Source organism: Sphingomonas sp. (assembly GCF_050725575.1).
Lineage (GTDB): Bacteria > Pseudomonadota > Alphaproteobacteria > Sphingomonadales > Sphingomonadaceae > Sphingomonas.
Map to the genome: position 1 here is coordinate 118934 of NZ_JBOHHW010000008.1, position 16576 is coordinate 135509.

Annotated in this window: 6 protein-coding genes; 1 reads left to right on the top strand and 5 read right to left on the bottom strand. The window is 65.5% G+C overall.

Going from position 1 to position 16576, the window contains the following annotated elements:
- Positions 1-12 precede the first annotated feature (12 nt).
- The 3 genes from ACRECS_RS08140 to ACRECS_RS08150 form a co-directional block, all read right to left on the bottom strand.
- Positions 13-8640 carry a beta strand repeat-containing protein gene (locus tag ACRECS_RS08140; RefSeq protein WP_431582458.1) on the bottom strand — a complete coding sequence of 2876 codons (8628 nt, stop codon included), beginning with the start codon at positions 8638-8640 and terminating at the stop codon, positions 13-15.
- 232 nt (positions 8641-8872) lie between these two features.
- Entirely contained in the window at positions 8873-12328 is a 3456-nt protein-coding gene (mfd, locus tag ACRECS_RS08145) for a transcription-repair coupling factor (RefSeq protein ID WP_431582459.1), read from the bottom strand.
- Positions 12329-12372: 44 nt separating this feature from the next.
- Positions 12373-12639, bottom strand: a complete 267-nt coding sequence (locus tag ACRECS_RS08150; RefSeq protein WP_431582460.1) for a succinate dehydrogenase assembly factor 2 — start codon at positions 12637-12639, stop codon at positions 12373-12375.
- Positions 12640-12724: 85 nt separating this feature from the next.
- Here ACRECS_RS08150 and recG point away from each other — a divergent pair, with 85 nt between their 5' ends.
- The gene (gene recG, locus ACRECS_RS08155) at positions 12725-14785 is read left to right on the top strand and encodes an ATP-dependent DNA helicase RecG (RefSeq protein WP_431582461.1); all 2061 of its coding nucleotides are present in this window, start codon (positions 12725-12727) and stop codon (positions 14783-14785) included.
- A gap of 12 nt (positions 14786-14797) precedes the next feature.
- On the opposite strand, the gene ACRECS_RS08160 is transcribed toward recG, so the two are convergent.
- Both ACRECS_RS08160 and tyrS read right to left on the bottom strand, forming a co-directional pair.
- Positions 14798-15115: a PilZ domain-containing protein gene (locus ACRECS_RS08160; RefSeq protein ID WP_431582462.1), complete on the bottom strand. Its 318-nt coding sequence runs from the start codon at positions 15113-15115 to the stop codon at positions 14798-14800.
- Between the two features lie 107 nt (positions 15116-15222).
- On the bottom strand, positions 15223-16449 hold the full coding sequence (gene tyrS, locus ACRECS_RS08165) for a tyrosine--tRNA ligase (RefSeq protein ID WP_431582463.1): 1227 nt from the start codon (positions 16447-16449) through the stop codon (positions 15223-15225).
- Positions 16450-16576 lie beyond the last annotated feature (127 nt).

Genomic DNA, 16576 nt, shown 5'->3' on the forward strand with positions numbered 1-16576 from the left:
GTCCGCCCCCGGTCAGAAGTTGAACCGGATCCCGCCATTGACCGTGAAGGCGCGCAGGCCCGAGCCGTCATCGAGATTACCGACCAGGAAAGCCGAGAGGCGCCCGCCGCGGGCATGGCCAATGACGCCGACCGAATAGCGTATGGCGTCATCCCAGCTCGTGGTGGTCAGCGAGAAGTCGGTTGCCGGCGAGCCGAAGGTGAACCTGCCGCTATCGCCGCGCGACCAGTTCTTCATCGCCGCCGCGCTGGCGAATGGCTCGACCACCACTTTATCGTCACTGCCGGCGCGATACGATACGCGCAGGCCGGCCTGACCGACCTTGGTCTTGTCGCCGCCCGGCGAATAGGCGCTGAGCGCGTCGATCGCCAGGTCGTCGATCCGGCTGTCGGCATAGTTGAAGCCGACGAACGGCGTCGCCGCAAAGCCGCTACGCCCGCCGAAGCGATAGGAGGCGTGGATCGAGCCGGCGGTCGCCTTGCCATCGATCTCCTTCTTCGTGGCGCCGAACAATGTGGGCAGGACCACGTCATAATTGCGCCATTCGCGGCGGATCATGGCGTCGATGGTCAGCGCCCCGTTGCTGACCGCGACATAGCCGCCGACGAAACGGGTATCGACCGCCAGCGATTCAGTGGCGGACGGACGGGCCGCGCCATCATACCAGCCGCCGGTGACGCCGAGATGGACGTTCCAGCCGCCGCCGCCGATGTTGAGGATGCCGAGATCAGCGCCCAGCTGGATCGCCTGATGCTCGGTTCGCACCCGGTTGACCGGGTTGATCGTGACCCCACCGCCGGTGATGGTCGAGGCGATCGTCTGCTTGGTATGGCCGCTGGCGCCGCGCATCCACAGGCTGAACCTCTTGTCGCCCGCGGCCGGATCGGTCCGTGCCGTGATATAGGGCGCGATCGGCTCATCAAGCAGCATCGAGGCGGATTCGGCGACATAGGTCAGGCTGCCCAGCGCGGTCGAGGATGGGTTGATCTGCTGGATCAGGCCGAACTGAGTGTTGCTCGCCGGATTGCGCCCGAAGCTTTCAAGCACGAACCCGGTGGTCGGGAAGATCGTGTTCGAGGTGAAGGCCGTGGCCGCGGCGCCCGGCGTTACCGTCACCACCGGCAGGAAACCGCCGGCGACGAAGCTGCGGGCGCCGACACGGTTCATGGTGACATTGGTGTTGCCGGATGCCGCACCGGCGATGTTCAGGCGATCCGCGGTCGCGGTGACGGTGCTGTAGTCGGCGAAGAACTGCCCACCGCCGGTATAGGCGCCGCCGACCGTGACGACGTTGCTGGTCAGATTATTTTGAGCGTTGATGATCCCGGTATTGGTCATCGCGCCGTTGGTGGTGAAGGACCCGGCCCCGGCGAAATTGATCCGGTTTGAATTGTTGGTGCTGCCGAGGAAGGTAACGGTGCCGCCTGCGCCGATATTGGCCGTGCCGGCATTGACGAAGTTGCCCGAGACACTGGAGGCGCCGGATCCGAAATTCGCGGTCGCGGCGGCAGCGTTGGTCACCGTCGAGGTCGCGACGTTCGAACCGGTCACATTGACCGCGCCGTTCAGCGTGCCGGTGTTGGTCAGCATGAAGCTGCCATTGTTGAGCGTCGCCTGCACGGCATTGCCGGTGCCGGTGAGCGTACCGGAATTGGCGATCGTTGCGTTGCCGGTGCCGGTCGCGGTCATCCGGATGCCGGCCGTGCCCGAGATCAGCCCGGCATTGGTGACGGCGAGTGCGGCATCGACGCCGGCGAGATCGACGCCGATCACGCCGTTGATCGTCCCGCCGCCGGCCTGGTTGACCGTCAGGGCGCCCACTGCGCCGGCCCCGGTCGAATTCAGCCGCACGCCGATATTGTCACCTTCGACCAGGCCCGCATTGTTGACGGTGATCGCGCCCGACAGGGTCATCTGGTCGATGCCGATCAGCGGATCGATCACCCCGGTCGCGCTGATATTGGTGACGATGTCGCCGACGGTCGAGACGCTGCCGACGCCCGCCGCGCCGGCATTGATTCTGCCGTTCACATTGATCGTCGTGGTGCCTGAGGACTGGCCGCTATTGGTGAAGATGCCGAATGCGGCCGGCGCGGTGGCGGTTACGGTGCTGCCGGCGGTCAGGGTGACGTCGATCGTGCCGGTGTTGGGCGCGGCGAGGCCGTTATGCGCGACGATCGCCGTTGTGCCGGTTGAGGTCACATTGCCTGCGGTGATGGTGGCGTTGCCGCCATTGGCCTGCGCCAGGATGCCGTTGCCGGTGGTCGCCGTGACCGGGCCGACCGCGGTGACAGTGGTCGAACCGGTGCCGAGATTCTGGGCGGCGATGCCGAACCGGGCGTCAACGGACGCGTTGGTGGTCACATTGATCGCGCCGGTCGCGGCTGGATCAACCACGATCGCGACGACCCCGGCATTGCCCGCCCGGATAGCGCCATTGGTGATCACGTCGACGTCGGCGATCAGCGACGCGGTGTGGATGTCGACTGCATTTGCGGCCCCATCCAGCGCAGCCACCGCACCCGTGGTGACATTGATATCGCCGCCAAGCGCCGTATCGCGCACGACGATGCCGTTGCCGGTCGCCGAGCTGCTCGCGCCGGCGATATCGACCGTGACTGTGCCCGATCCGTTGTTGAGGATGTTCGCCGCGTCGCCGGTGCCGCCGACGAAGCCGCCGGTGCCGGTCACCGCGACATTGCCCGTGCCGCCGGTGCCGCCGACCAGGGTCAGGCCGCGCGTCGCGCCGGTGACCGTGTCGGCAATGCTCACGCTCACCGCGCTGTTGCCGACCGCCTTGATGCCCTCGAACTCAGTACCGATGACTGTGTCATTGGTGGTGACCGAGATGGCGCCGGTGCCCAGATTGTTGGCGATGATACCCGTCATACCCGAGACGTTGCCGGCGGTTACCGTGACGGCGCCAGCCCCTGCTGCCGAGGTTTGCTGAGCGACGATCGCCGTGTCGCCAATCGAGGTGACATCGCCGGCAGTCACCGTGACATTGCCGCCGGTCGACCGTGCGAAGATGCCGTTGAAGACGCCTGTGGTGACCGGGCCGACCGTGGTCACAGAGGTCGAGCCGGTGCCGAAATTCTCTGCATCGATGCCGAACTCTGCATTGATCGATCCGTTGGCGGTCACATCGATATTGCCGGTCGCGGCGGCCGGGAGGATGGCGGCGATGATGCCGACATTGCCCGCCTGGAGATTGCCATTGGCGACCACGGTCACATCGGCGCCCGTCGACAGGCTCTGCACGTCGATCGCGTTCTGGAGGGCGGTCAACACGGTGACCGCACCGGTGGTGACGCTGATGTCGCCGCCAATCGCCGTATCGCGGACGATGAAGCCGCTGCCGTCGATGGAACTGCTCGCGCCGGAAATGTCGACGGTGACTGTGCCTGCGCCCTGGTTGAGGATGTTCGCCGCCTCGTCGGTTCCGCCTCTGAATCCGCCGGTACCCGTCACGAGGATATCGCCGGCGCCACTGGAACCGCCGATCACCCTCAGGCCACGCGTTCCGCCGGTGACCGTGTCGGCGACGTTCACGGTCACAGCGCCCCTGCCGGTCGCCAAAATGCCCTCATTGTGCCTGCCGACAACAATGCCGGTCGTCGTGACCGAGACGGCGCCGCTGCCGGAATTATTGGCAAAGACCCCCATCGTGCCGCCGACGACGTTATTTGCCGTGACATCGATCGTGCCGGCACCGGCCGCCGAAGTTTGTTGCGCGACGATCGCGGTGTTGAACGTCGACGTGACATTGCCGGCGGCCACCGTGACGGAGCCACCATTTGCCTGTGCGAAAATGCCGTTGCCGGTGTCCGCGGTGATCGGTCCAACCGTGGTGACGGTGGTCGAGCCGGTGCCGAAATTCTCCGCGTCGATGCCGAACCGGGCATCGATCGATCCGTTGGTGGTAACGTCGATATTGCCGGTTGCGGCGGCCGGGAAGATTGCGGCGACCACGCCGGCATTGCCGGCTCGAAGATTGCCGTTGGCGACGACCGTGACGTCGGCGGTCAGCGATTGAGTCTGGACGTCGATTGCGTCGCTGCCGACCCCCTGAGCACTCACGCTGCCGGTGGTGACGCTGATGTCGCCGCCGATCGCGGTGTCGCGCACGACGATGCCTTCGCCGCTTGTCGAACTGCTCGCGCCGGAGATATCAACCGTGACCGTGCCTGCGCCATTGTTGAGGATGTTCGCTGCATCGCCGGTACCACCGACGAATCCGCCGGCACCCGTTACCGAGATGTTGCCCGAACCGCCGGTGCCGCCAATCAGGCTCAGGCCGCGCGTCGCGCCGGTCACCGTATCGGCAACCGCCACGGTCACGGCGCCATTGCCGGTCGCCTTGATCCCCTCGGCAAGCGTGCCGGTGACCGTGCCATTGGTGGTGACGGCGAGTGTGCCCGTGCCGAAGTTGGTCGCGATGATTCCGGTGGTGCCCGAGACATTGCCCGCGGTCACGTCGACTGCACCCGCACCGGCGGCCGAGGTTTGCTGCGCGACGATCGCGGTGTTGCCGGTGGAGGTGACGTCCCCAGCGGTCACTGTGACGGCACCGCCGGTCGACAGCGCGAAGATGCCGTTACCGGTGGTGACGTTGACCGGACCGACTGTGGTCACACTTGTCGAGCCGGTGCCGAAATTCTCGGCGTCGATTCCGAACCGCGCATCGATTGCGCCGTTGGCGGTCACATCGATATTGCCAGTGCCTGCCGCCGGGAAGATCGCGGCGACAATGCCGGCATTGCCGGCCTGGATGTTGCCATTGGTGACCACCGTGACATTGCCGGTGGTCGATAGGCTCTGCACGTCGATGCCGTCCTTGCCCCCCGCCAGCGCGGTCACCGCACCGGTGGTGACGCTGATGTCGCCGCCGATTGCGGTGTCACGCACGACGATGCCTTCGCCGCTCGCCGAACTGCTCGCGCCGGAGATATCCACGGTGACCGTGCCCGCGCCGTTGTTGAGGATGTTCGCCGCATCGCCGGTGCCGCCGACGAAGCCGCCGGTGCCAGTCACCGAGATATTGCCCGAGCCACCGGTGCCGCCAATCAGGCTCAGACCACGCGTCGCGCCGGTCACTGTGTCGGCAACCGCCACCGTCACCGCGCCGTTGCCGGTCGCCTTGATGCCCTCGGCAAATGTGCCGGTCACCACGCCATTGGTGGTGATGTCGATCGCGCCCGAACCATTGTTGAGCGCCAGGATCCCCGTCGTGCCCGAGACGTTGCCCGCGGTTACCGAGACAGTGTCCGAGCCGACGGCCGACGTCTTCTGCGCGACGATCGCGGTGTTGCCGGTGGACGTGACGTCACCCGCCGTCACCGTGACGGCACCGTCGGTCGCCAATGCGAAGATGCCATTGCCGGTGGTCACGTTGACCGGACCGACCGTGGTGACGGTGGTCGAGCCCGTACCGAAATTCTCCGCGTCGATGCCGAACCGGGCATCGATCGCGCCGTTCGCGGTCACATTGATATTGCCGATGCCGGCCGCCGGGAAGATCGCGGCGACGATGCCGGCGTTGCCCGCCTGGATATCGCCATTGGCGACCACCGTCACATTGGCGGTGGTCGATAGGGCCTGGACGTCGATGCCGTCCTTGCCGCCCGCCAGCGCGGTCACTGCGCCGGTGGTGACGCTGATATCGCCGCCGATTGCGGTATCGCGGATGACGATGCCTTCGCCGCCTGCGGAACTGCTCGCGCCGGAGATGTTGACCGTGACCGCGCCTGCGCCGTTATTGAGGATGTTTGCCGCATCTCCGGTGCCACCGACGAACCCGCCGGTGCCGGTTACCGAAATGTCGCCCGAACCGCCGGTGCCGCCAATCAGGCTCAGGCCGCGCGTTGCGCCGGTCACCGTATCGGCAACCGCCACGGTCACCGCACCATTGCCGGTCGCCTTGATGCCTTCAGCAAATGTGCCGGTGACGGTGCCGTTGGTGGTGATACCGATCGCGCCAGTGCCGTTGTTGAGCGCCAGGATACCCGTCGTGCCCGAGACGTTGCCCGCCATCACGTCAACCGTCCCCGCACCGGCAGCCGACGTCTGTTGCGCGACGATGGCGGTGTTGCCGGTAGAGGTGACATCGCCTGCGGTGACCGTGACGTTGCCGCCGGTCGACAATGCGAAGATGCCGTTGCCGGTGGTGACGTTGACCGGGCCAACGGTGGTCACACTGGTCGAGCCCGTACCGAAATTCTCGGCGTCGATCCCGAACCGGGCGTCGATCGCGCCGTTGGCGGTGACATTGATATTGCCGGTGCCTGCTGCCGGGAAGATCGCGGCGACGATACCGGCATTGCCGGCCTGAATATTGCCATTAGCGACCACCGTGACATTGCCGGTCAGCGATTGAGTCTGGATGTCGATCCCGTCTTTACCCGCCGTCAGCGCGGTCACCGCGCCGGTAGTGACGCTGATATCGCCACCAGCCGCTGTGTCGCGGACGATGATGCCTTCTCCGCCCGCCGAACTGCTCGCGCCGGAAATGTCGATCGTAACCGTGCCCGACCCGTTATTGAGGATGTTCGCCGCATCGTCGGTGCCGCCGACGAACCCGCCGGCGCCAGTCACCGAGATATTGCCAGAGCCACCGGTGCCGCCAATCAGGCTCAGGCCACGCGTTGCGCCGGTCACTGTATCGGCAACCGCCACGGTCACCGCGCCGTTGCCGGTCGCCTTGATGCCCTCGGCGAAGGTGCCGGTGATGGTGCCGTTGGCGGTGATGCCGATTGCGCCAGTGCCGTTGTTAAGGGCGAGAATGCCGGTCGTGCCGGACACATTGCCGGCAGTGACATTGACGACGCCCGCACCGGCAACCGATGTTTGCTGCGCGACGATCGCGGTATTGCTGGCGGCCGTGACATCGCCTGCGGTGACCGTGACGGCGCCGCCGGTCGACAGCGCGAAAATGCCGTTACCGGTGGTGACGTTGACCGGGCCAACGGTGGTCACGCTGGTCGAGCCGGTGCCGAAATTTTCCGCGTCGATGCCGAACCGGGCGTCGATCGCGCCGTTGGCGGTCACATCGATATTGCCGGTGCCTGCCGCCGGGAAGATCGCGGCGACGATGCCGGCATTGCCGGCCTGGATATTGCCGTTGGCGACCACCGTGACGTTGCCGGTCAGCGATTGAGTCTGGATATCGATCCCGTCTTTGCCCCCCGCCAGCGCGGTCACCGCGCCGGTGGTGACACTGATATCACCGCCGATTGCGGTATCGCGCACGACGATGCCTTCGCCGCCGGCCGAACTGCTCGCGCCGGAGATGTTGACCGTGACCGTGCCTGCACCATTGTTGAGGATGTTGGCCGCGTCGCCGGTGCCGCCGACGAACCCACCGGTGCCCGTGACCGAGATATTGCCCGAACCGCCGGTGCCGCCAATCAGGCTCAGGCCGCGCGTCGCGCCGGTCACCGTATCGGCGACATTCACGGTCACCGCGCCGTTGCCGGTCGCCTTGATGCCCTCGGCGAAGGTGCCGGTGACGGTGCCGTTGGCGGTGATGCCGATCGCGCCGGTGCCGTTGTTGAGGGCAACGATGCCCGTCGTGCCGGAAACATTGCCCGCGGTGACGTCGACTATGCCGGCTCCGGCCGCCGAGACCTGCTGGGCGATGATCGCGGTATTGCCGGTGGCGGTGACGTCGCCCGCGGTGACCGTGACGTTGCCGCCGGTTGCCAGCGCGAAGATACCGTTGCCGGTGGTCACGTTGACCGGGCCGACCGTCGTGACCGTGGTCGAGCCGGTGCCGAAATTCTCGGCGTCGATGCCGAACCGGGCATCGATCGCGCCGTTGGCGGTCACGTCGATATTGCCGGTGCCTGCCGCCGGGAAGATCGCGGCGACGATGCCGGCATTGCCAGCCTGGATATTGCCATTGGCGACCACGCTGACATTGCCGGTCAGTGACTGGCTCTGGGCGTCGATCCCGTCCTTGCCGCCCGCCAGGGCGGTGACATCGTTGGTCGTCACCGAAATGCCGGTGCTGCCCGCCACATCGCGGACGGTGATGCCTTCGCCGGTGGCCGCGGAAACGTTACCGGTGATGTTGATGTTGACCGAACCGATACCGCCGGTCTGCACAGCATCGAACCCGTTGCCGGTGCCGTTGTTGATGATGCTGCCACCCGTATAGGTAATTGCGCCGCCGGCGGTCGAGACCGACAGGGCGGCCGTGCCGCCCGTAACGGGTGCATTGCCGGCATCGACGCTGATCGTGCCATTGTTGGTGACGGTGACGCCACCGGGACCCGTGTTAGTCACTGCAAGGCCGTTGCCGCTGACCGTCGCTCCACCATCGACGGTGAGGATGATCGGCGTTGCAATCGGGCCGGTATAATGACGGTCGCTGGGCGGGTTGGCAGGAAATGTCGTGTCGGTGGTGACGGTATCGCCGCATTGGACGATGACGCCGCCGACAAGGCAGTCCGCCCAGGCTTGCCCCGGAGCCAGCAGGCTCGCGCCCGCCAGGGCGGCGATGCCGATGGTCGATCGCAGCGCAAGCCGGCTCGCTTGCGAGCGCAGGCTCTTGCGGAATGCTGATTTTGTGGAAGTCTGTCCGGTAATCGCGGTCGAATGCCCAGCGGATACGCCGGCGAGTCTGTAAGTGCACACCATGAACCTGCCCCTTTTAGTGCAGCGAGTTGGTGCGACCCCCGGTTTAACCCGGATCTTTTTTTTGACGGCGCCTCTATGTGCCGGACCTTGCAGGGAGTCAACGGGCAGCTTTGCTACAGGTTGGAACAGATGATGTCGGCTGCAGCAGAGATATCCGGATGACGAAGAAATGACACGAACAACTCATTCAATTCGCCGGTCTTTAGTCCATCTTCTCGGGGTGAGAGATCGACTATCCCGCCGCTTTCGCCAAGCCCCTGGACAATTGCAGCGCACCATTCAACCGCGCCTTGGGATCTCCCCAGACCCGGTTGACCACCAGTTTGCTGTCGGGACGCAGCTTCGCCACGCCGTCGAGTCGCGCGACCCAGGCAAGCAGCCCGTCGATATTGGGCGGCTTGTTGTCGTGGAACGTCACCAGCGCGCCGCGCGGGCCGACATCGATCTTCGCGACACAGGCCTTTTTCGCGTGGAGCTTGATTTCGAGCAGGGTGATCAGATTCGCGGTGGGATCGGGGATCGGGCCGAAACGGTCGATCAGTTCGGCCGCGAACGCCTCGATGCCGTCGGCTTCCTCGATCTCGTTGAGGCGCCGGTACAGGCCCATGCGCAGGTCGAGATCGGGGACATAATCCTCGGGAATGAGGATCGGTGCATCGACGGTGATCTGGGGCGAGAAGTCGCGTGGCCGGGCAAGCGCGCCGCCGGCCTTCGCTTCCATGATCGCCTCCTCCAGCATCGACTGGTAGAGTTCGTAGCCAACCTCCTTGATATGACCCGATTGTTCGTCGCCGAGCAGATTGCCGGCACCGCGAATGTCGAGGTCATGGCTGGCGAGCTGAAAGCCGGCGCCGAGGCTGTCGAGATCACTCAGCACCTTCAGCCGCTTCTCCGCCGCTTCAGTCAGGATGCGGCCGGCCGGCGTGGTCAGATAGGCATAGGCGCGGGTCTTTGCCCGCCCGACTCGGCCGCGCAACTGATAGAGCTGGGCGAGGCCGAAGCGGTCGGCGCGGTGGATGATCATGGTGTTGGCGCTGGGGATGTCGAGGCCGCTCTCGACGATGGTGGTCGAGACCAGCACCTCGAATTTCTTGTCGTAAAAGGCCGACATGCGTTCCTCGACCTCGGTCGGGGACATTTGCCCATGCGCGGTGACGTAACGCACCTCGGGCACATGCTCGCGCAGGAATTGCTCGATATCGGGGACATCGGCGACGCGCGGCGTGACGAAGAAGCTTTGCCCGCCGCGATAATGTTCGCGCAGCAGCGCTTCGCGCAGCACCACCGGATCCCATGGCATGATATAGGTGCGTACCGCGAGGCGATCGACCGGCGGGGTCTGGATCACCGACAGCTCGCGCAGGCCCGACATTGCCATCTGCAAGGTGCGCGGGATTGGCGTCGCGGTGAGGGTCAGGACATGGACGTCGGTCTTGAGCGCCTTCAGCCGCTCCTTGTGCGTCACGCCGAAGCGCTGTTCTTCATCGACAATCACCAGGCCGAGCCGCTTGAATTCGACCGACTTGGCGAGGATCGCATGGGTGCCGACCACCACGTCGATCGTGCCGGCGGCAAGCCCTTCGCGCGTCGTCTTGGCCTCGCCCGCAGTGACGAGGCGGGAGAGGCGGCCGACATTGAGCGGGAAGCCTTCGAACCGGGCGGTAAAATTGTTGAAATGCTGGCGCGCAAGCAATGTGGTCGGGCAGACGATCGCGACCTGCAGGCCGGCCATTGACGCGGCGAAAGCAGCGCGCAGCGCGATCTCGGTCTTGCCGAAGCCGACATCGCCGACCACCAGCCGGTCCATCGGCGTGCCTTTGGCAAGATCGCCAAGCACGTCGTTGATCGCGCGGTCCTGATCGTCGGTTTCCTCATAGGGGAAGCGATCGACGAAGCTGGCATAGCCGCCGCCATCGGGTTCGATCACATCGGCCGGCCGCAGCGCGCGTTCGGCCGCGGTCGCGATCAGGTCGCCCGCGATTTCGCGGATGCGCTCCTTCATTTTCGACTTGCGGCGCTGCCATGCCTCGCCGCCGAGCCGGTCAAGGCTCGCGCCTTCGCTGTCCGAGCCGTAGCGGGACAGCACGTCGATATTCTCGACCGGTACGAACAGCTTGTCGCCGCCGGCATAGCTCAGCGCGACACAATCATGCGGGCTCTGGCCGACCGGGATCGAGGTCAGGCCCTCGTAACGGCCGATACCGTGATCGACATGGACGACGAGATCGCCGGGCGTGAGCATCGCCAGCTCGGCGAGGAACGCATCGGCGGATTTCTTGCGCTTGGCGCGGCGCACCAGCCGGTCGCCAAGCATGTCCTGTTCGGTGAGCAGCGCGACTTGCGGAGCGGTGAAGCCATGATCGAGCGGCAGGATGATCAGCGCGACGCCGCCCGTGCCGACGCCAAGCGCCTGCTGCCAGGTATCGACCAGCGACAGATGCGTCGCGCCATGATCCTTGAGCAGCCCGGCAAAACGTTCTCGCGAGCCGCTCGAATAGCTGGCGAGGATCGGCTTGCGCCCGTCCTTCTTCAGCGTGTTGAGATGGTGGACGACCGCCTCATAGATATTGACGCCGCTGTTGCGTTCTGGCCCAAAATCGCGCGGCCCGTCGACCGCGAAGTCGAGCACCGTGGCGCTTTCCGGCTCATGGAACGGCGTGGTGAGATGCGTCGGGGCTTGTTCAAGCCGCTCGGCGAAATCCTTTGCGGTGAGATAGAGCGCGTCGGGCGGGAGCGGGCGATAGCTGCCCGGATCGCTCGACTGCGCGCGGACGCGATTGGCGTGATAGTCAGTGATCGCCTCGAAACGCTGTTCCGCTGCACCAATCACGCCGGCATCACGGACGAGGACTGCATCGTCACCAAGATGGTCGAACAATGTCGCCATCTTCTCTTCGAACAGCGGCAGCCAATGCTCCATGCCGGCGAGGCGTCGGCCGTCCGAGATCGCCTGATAAAGCGGGTCGCCGGTCGCGGTCGCGCCGAAGCGTTCGCGGTAACGGCTGCGGAAGCGCTTGATGCTGTCTTCGTCGAGCAGGGTTTCCGAAGCAGGGAGCAGGGTGAAGCCATCGACCCGGCCGGTGGTGCGCTGGTCGGCGGGATCGAAGGTGCGGACGCTCTCGATCTCGTCGCCGAAGAAATCAAGCCGTAATGCCTGCTCCTCGCCGCTTGGGAACAGATCGACCAGTCCACCGCGGACGGCAAATTCCCCTGAATCCGCAACGGTTTCGACGCGAACATAGCCATTGGCTTGCAGCATTGCCGCAAGTCTGTCGCGATCGATCCGCGCCTTGGGAGCAAGGGTGGTGACGAGCTGGCGGATGCGGAACGGAGTGAGGACGCGCTGCGCGGCCGCATTGGCGGTGGTGATGAGAAGCTGCGGCGCCTTGGTCGGCTGCTGCAGGCGGTGGAGCGTCGCCATGCGCTCGGCCATGGTGCGCAGGGTCGGTGAAGCGCGGTCATAGGGCAGGCAGTCCCAGGCCGGAAAGGTCAGCACCTCAAGCTCGGGCGCGAACATCGTCGCGGTCGCGGCGATCGCGCGCATCGCGGCTTCGTCGGGGGCGATGAACACCGCACGGGTCTTCGCGGCGCGCGCGAGGTCGGCGAGCAGCCAGGGCTCGAATCCGGTCGGTACGCCGGCAAGGGTGAGCGGCGTCTTGGCCGAGAGGATCGTCTTCAGGTCGGGCATGGTTTCTTCTTAAGCCCTCTCGGCGAGAGGAGAGGGAGATGGGGTCACTCGGCGATTGGCACGTAATTCAGCACTTTCATCGCCTCGATCAGTGATCCGGCATATTTCGCCGGCACCGTATCGGTGCCGATCGCCCAGGCCATGATGTCGACATCCTGTTCCTCGAGCAGCTCCTCGAACAGGTCGATCTCGGCATCGCTCCAGGTCGCGGATTTTGCGTCGAAAAATCCACCGATCAGCAGATCCGCCTCGCGCGTGCCGCGATGCGAGGCGCGAAAGCCGAGGCGTTTGAGGCGTATGTCGCGGTCCATCGTCTTCCCCGGATATCTTCCATGCGCAATTGCCCGGCGGGCGCTGGCGGCGACCGTCGGGTGAGGCTACAGGACGCAGATAGTCATGCGGCCCGATATCCTCAATCCACTGTTTGCCGAAGTCACGGCATTGAAGGGCATCGGCCCGGGCCTCGCCAAGCCGCTCGACAAGCTCGGGTTGAGCCGGGTGATCGATGTCCTGCTCCATTTGCCGACCGGCTGGATTGACCGGGTGGCGCGTGACGAGCTCGACATGGCCGATGCCGGGCGCACCATCGTCATCACGCTGACCGCGCGCGACTATCGCAGCAGCACCGGGCGCGGGCCGACCCGCGTGCATGCCGCCGATGCGCGCGGTAACATCGTCAGCCTGGTCTATTTCGGCGGGCATTCGGGCTGGGCGAAGAAGCTCGCGCCGATCGGCGAGCCGCGCCGCGTGTCGGGGCGGCTCGAGCTGTACGGGCAGGAATTGCAGATCGTGCACCCCGATTATGTCCTGCCGCTCGATGAGGCCGGCGAGCAACCGGAGCGCGAAGCGATCTATCCGCTGTCGGAAGGGCTGACCTCGCGGCGCATGGGGCAATTGGCGGCGCAGGCGCTGGAGCGCGCGCCGGACCTGCCCGAATGGATCGAACCCGGATTGCTGGCGAAGCGCGGTTGGCCGGGATGGCGCGAGGCGATGGCGCGAGTCCATGCCGATCCGTCCGACACGGTGGCGCGCGAGCGGCTCGCCTATGACGAGATCTTCGCCAATCAGCTCGCACTGACTTTGGTGCGGCAATCATCGCGGGCGCGGCGGGGCAGGGCACTGACCGGCGACGGGCGACTGCGCGATGCGCTGAAGCTGCCCTACAGCCTGACCGGTGCCCAGGTTCGGACGGTGAACGAGATCGAGGGGGATCTGGCGCAGGCGCAGCCGATGTTGCGGCTGCTGCAGGGCGATGTCGGGTCGGGCAAGACATTGGTCGCGACGATGGCGCTGCTGCTTGCGGTGGAGGCAGGCGCACAGGGCGCATTGCTGGCTCCGACCGAAATCCTGGCGCGGCAGCATTATGAGACGCTGCGGCGGGTGCTGGCGGGCTTGCCGGTCGAGGTCGCGATCCTCACCGGGCGCGACAAGGGCAAGGTGCGCGAAGCGACGCTGATGGGGCTCGCCTCGGGCGCGATCGACATATTGATCGGCACGCATGCGATCTTCCAGGAAGCGGTGGCGTACAAGGATCTGGCGCTGGTGGTGGTCGATGAACAGCACCGCTTCGGTGTCGCGCAGCGCATGATGCTGCAGGCCAAGGCGAAGGCCGCGCCGCACCTGCTGGCGATGACCGCGACACCGATCCCGCGTACCCTGACGCTGGCCAATTATGGCGAGATGGACGTCAGCCAGATCGACGAGATGCCGCCGGGCCGCCAGCCGATCGAGACGCGGGTGATTTCCGAGGACCGGCTGAGCGAGATGGTCGATGCACTGGCGCGGCATCTGTCCGATGGCGGTCAGGCCTATTGGGTATGCCCGCTGGTCGAGGAAAGCGAGAAAACCGACCTTGCCGCATCCGAGGCGCGCGCGGAGACACTGCGCGCGCGGTTCGGCGACCGGGTCGGGCTGGTGCATGGGCGGATGAAGGGCCCCGAAAAGGATGCGGTGATGGAGGCGTTTGCAGCCGGCCGCACTGGCGTGCTGGTCGCCACCACGGTGATCGAGGTCGGCGTTGATGTGCCCAATGCAACGCTGATCGTGATCGAGGCGGCGGACCGGTTCGGGCTTGCTCAGCTGCACCAGTTGCGCGGCCGCGTGGGGCGGGGGAGCGGGCGGTCGATCTGCCTGCTCATTCGCGGCAATGCATTGAGCGAAACGTCGCGCGCGCGGCTGGCGCTGATGCGCGAGACCAATGACGGGTTCCGCATTGCCGAGGAGGATCTGCGGCTGCGCGGGTCGGGCGAACTGCTCGGGACGAAACAATCGGGTGAGGCCGCGTTTCGCATCGCCACGCCGGAGATGCTCAACGAGTTGCTGCCGATCGCTACCGACGATGCGCGGCTGCTGATCGATCGCGACGGCGGATTGAGCGCTGACCGGGGACAGGCGGCGCGGACCGCGCTGTACCTGTTCGAGCGTGATGCCGGGGTAGCGCTGCTGCGGTCGGGCTGACAGGCCCCTTGATCAGCGCCCCTTGATCAGCGCCGCGAGCAGCTCGTAATAATCCGCCAGGTCGATCGGCCGGTCGAGCTCGCAGCCCATCCGGCCGCCCAGGCACCAGCGCACTTCCGCCAAGACCACGCCGACGATCGGCAAGGTGACGCGCAACCGCGCGCCCTCGGGAATATCGCGGTCGCAGCGTGCCATCATGCCCAGCGCGGACATGTTGACGATCAGCAGGGAAAGCGGCTGCGCGTCGGGCCCATAGGCACGGGCGCGGTAATGCACTTCGTCGCGCACGAGGCTGCGATTGTCGGCGATTGCCGCGTTTCCGAAATTCATGGCCCCGCGTCCCTTGTGGTCCCGGCCGAAGGCTAGGGCATGCGGTGTAAACCGGGTCGCAACGAAGCTGTTTAACAAAGTCTTGCGGCGCGCTTTTTCGACAAATTTTATCCTGCGATCAGAAGGCCATGATGCTTCTTGCCGGCAGATACCGGCACTGGCTCGGCGCCGACCGTAATGATCAGCGCTTCGTCACTGACCTTGTCCGCGCCGACGCGTGCGCCGCCGCCCTTGATCAGGCGACGTGCCTCGCCCTTCGATGCGCAGAAGCCGAGGCCGACCAGCGCATCGACGATCGACACCTCGCCGGTGACGGTAAAGCTGGGCAGCGAGCCGCCGGCCGATCCCTCCTCGAAGGTGCGGCGCGCGGTTTCCGCGGCTTCCGCGGCTGCCGCCTCGCCGCGGCACATCGCGGTCGCGGCATTGGCGAGGATCTTCTTGGCCTCGTTGATCTCTGCGCCCTGCAGCGCCTCGAGCCGGGCGATCTCGTCGAGCGGCAGATCGGTGAACAGACGCAGGAAGCGCCCGACATCGCGATCGTCGGTGTTGCGCCAGAATTGCCAGTAATCGAAATGCGGCAGCTGATCCTCATGCAGCCAGACCGCGCCGGACAGGGTCTTGCCCATCTTCACGCCATCGGCGGTGGTGATCAGCGGGCAAGTCAGGCCGTATAGTTCGGCACCATCCATGCGGCGTCCCAGTTCAACGCCGTTGACGATATTGCCCCATTGATCCGAACCGCCAAGCTGCAACCGGCAATCGCGCCGCAGCGCCAGTTCACGATAATCGTAAGCCTGCATGATCATGTAGTTGAATTCGAGAAATGTCAGCGACTGTTCGCGCTCAAGCCGTTGCTTGACCGAATCGAAGCTGAGCATGCGGCTGATCGTGAAATGCTGCCCCACTTCGCGCAGGAATGGCACATATTCGAGCGCATCGAGCCAGTCGGCGTTATCGACCATGATGGCGTCGGTCGGGCCATCACCGAAGGTGATGAAGCGTTCGAAGATGCGCTTGATCGAGGCAACATTGTTGCGGATCACTTCCTCACCGAGCAAGCTGCGGGCTTCGTCCTTGAATGAGGGGTCGCCGACCTTGGCGGTGCCGCCGCCCATCAGGACGATCGGCCGGTGGCCAGCCTGTTGCAGCCGACGCAGCAGCATGACCAGCATCAGGTTCCCGACGTGCAGCGACGGTGCGGTTGGATCGAACCCGCCATAAGCGGAGACGACCTGACGATTCGCGAGCGCATCGAGCGCCGCGGCATCGGTAACCTGGTGGATATGGCCGCGTGACGAGAGCAGGCGGAGCAGATCGGAGCTGAAGTCGGTCATGGTGAAATCCGCTTAACAAGCTCCGTTCGTCCTGAGTAGCCCCACGGCCTGCAAGGAGTGAATCGCCGGCGGCAAGATTATGGGAGGGAGCCGCAGAGATATGGGACACCGGTTGTGTCGTATTTCG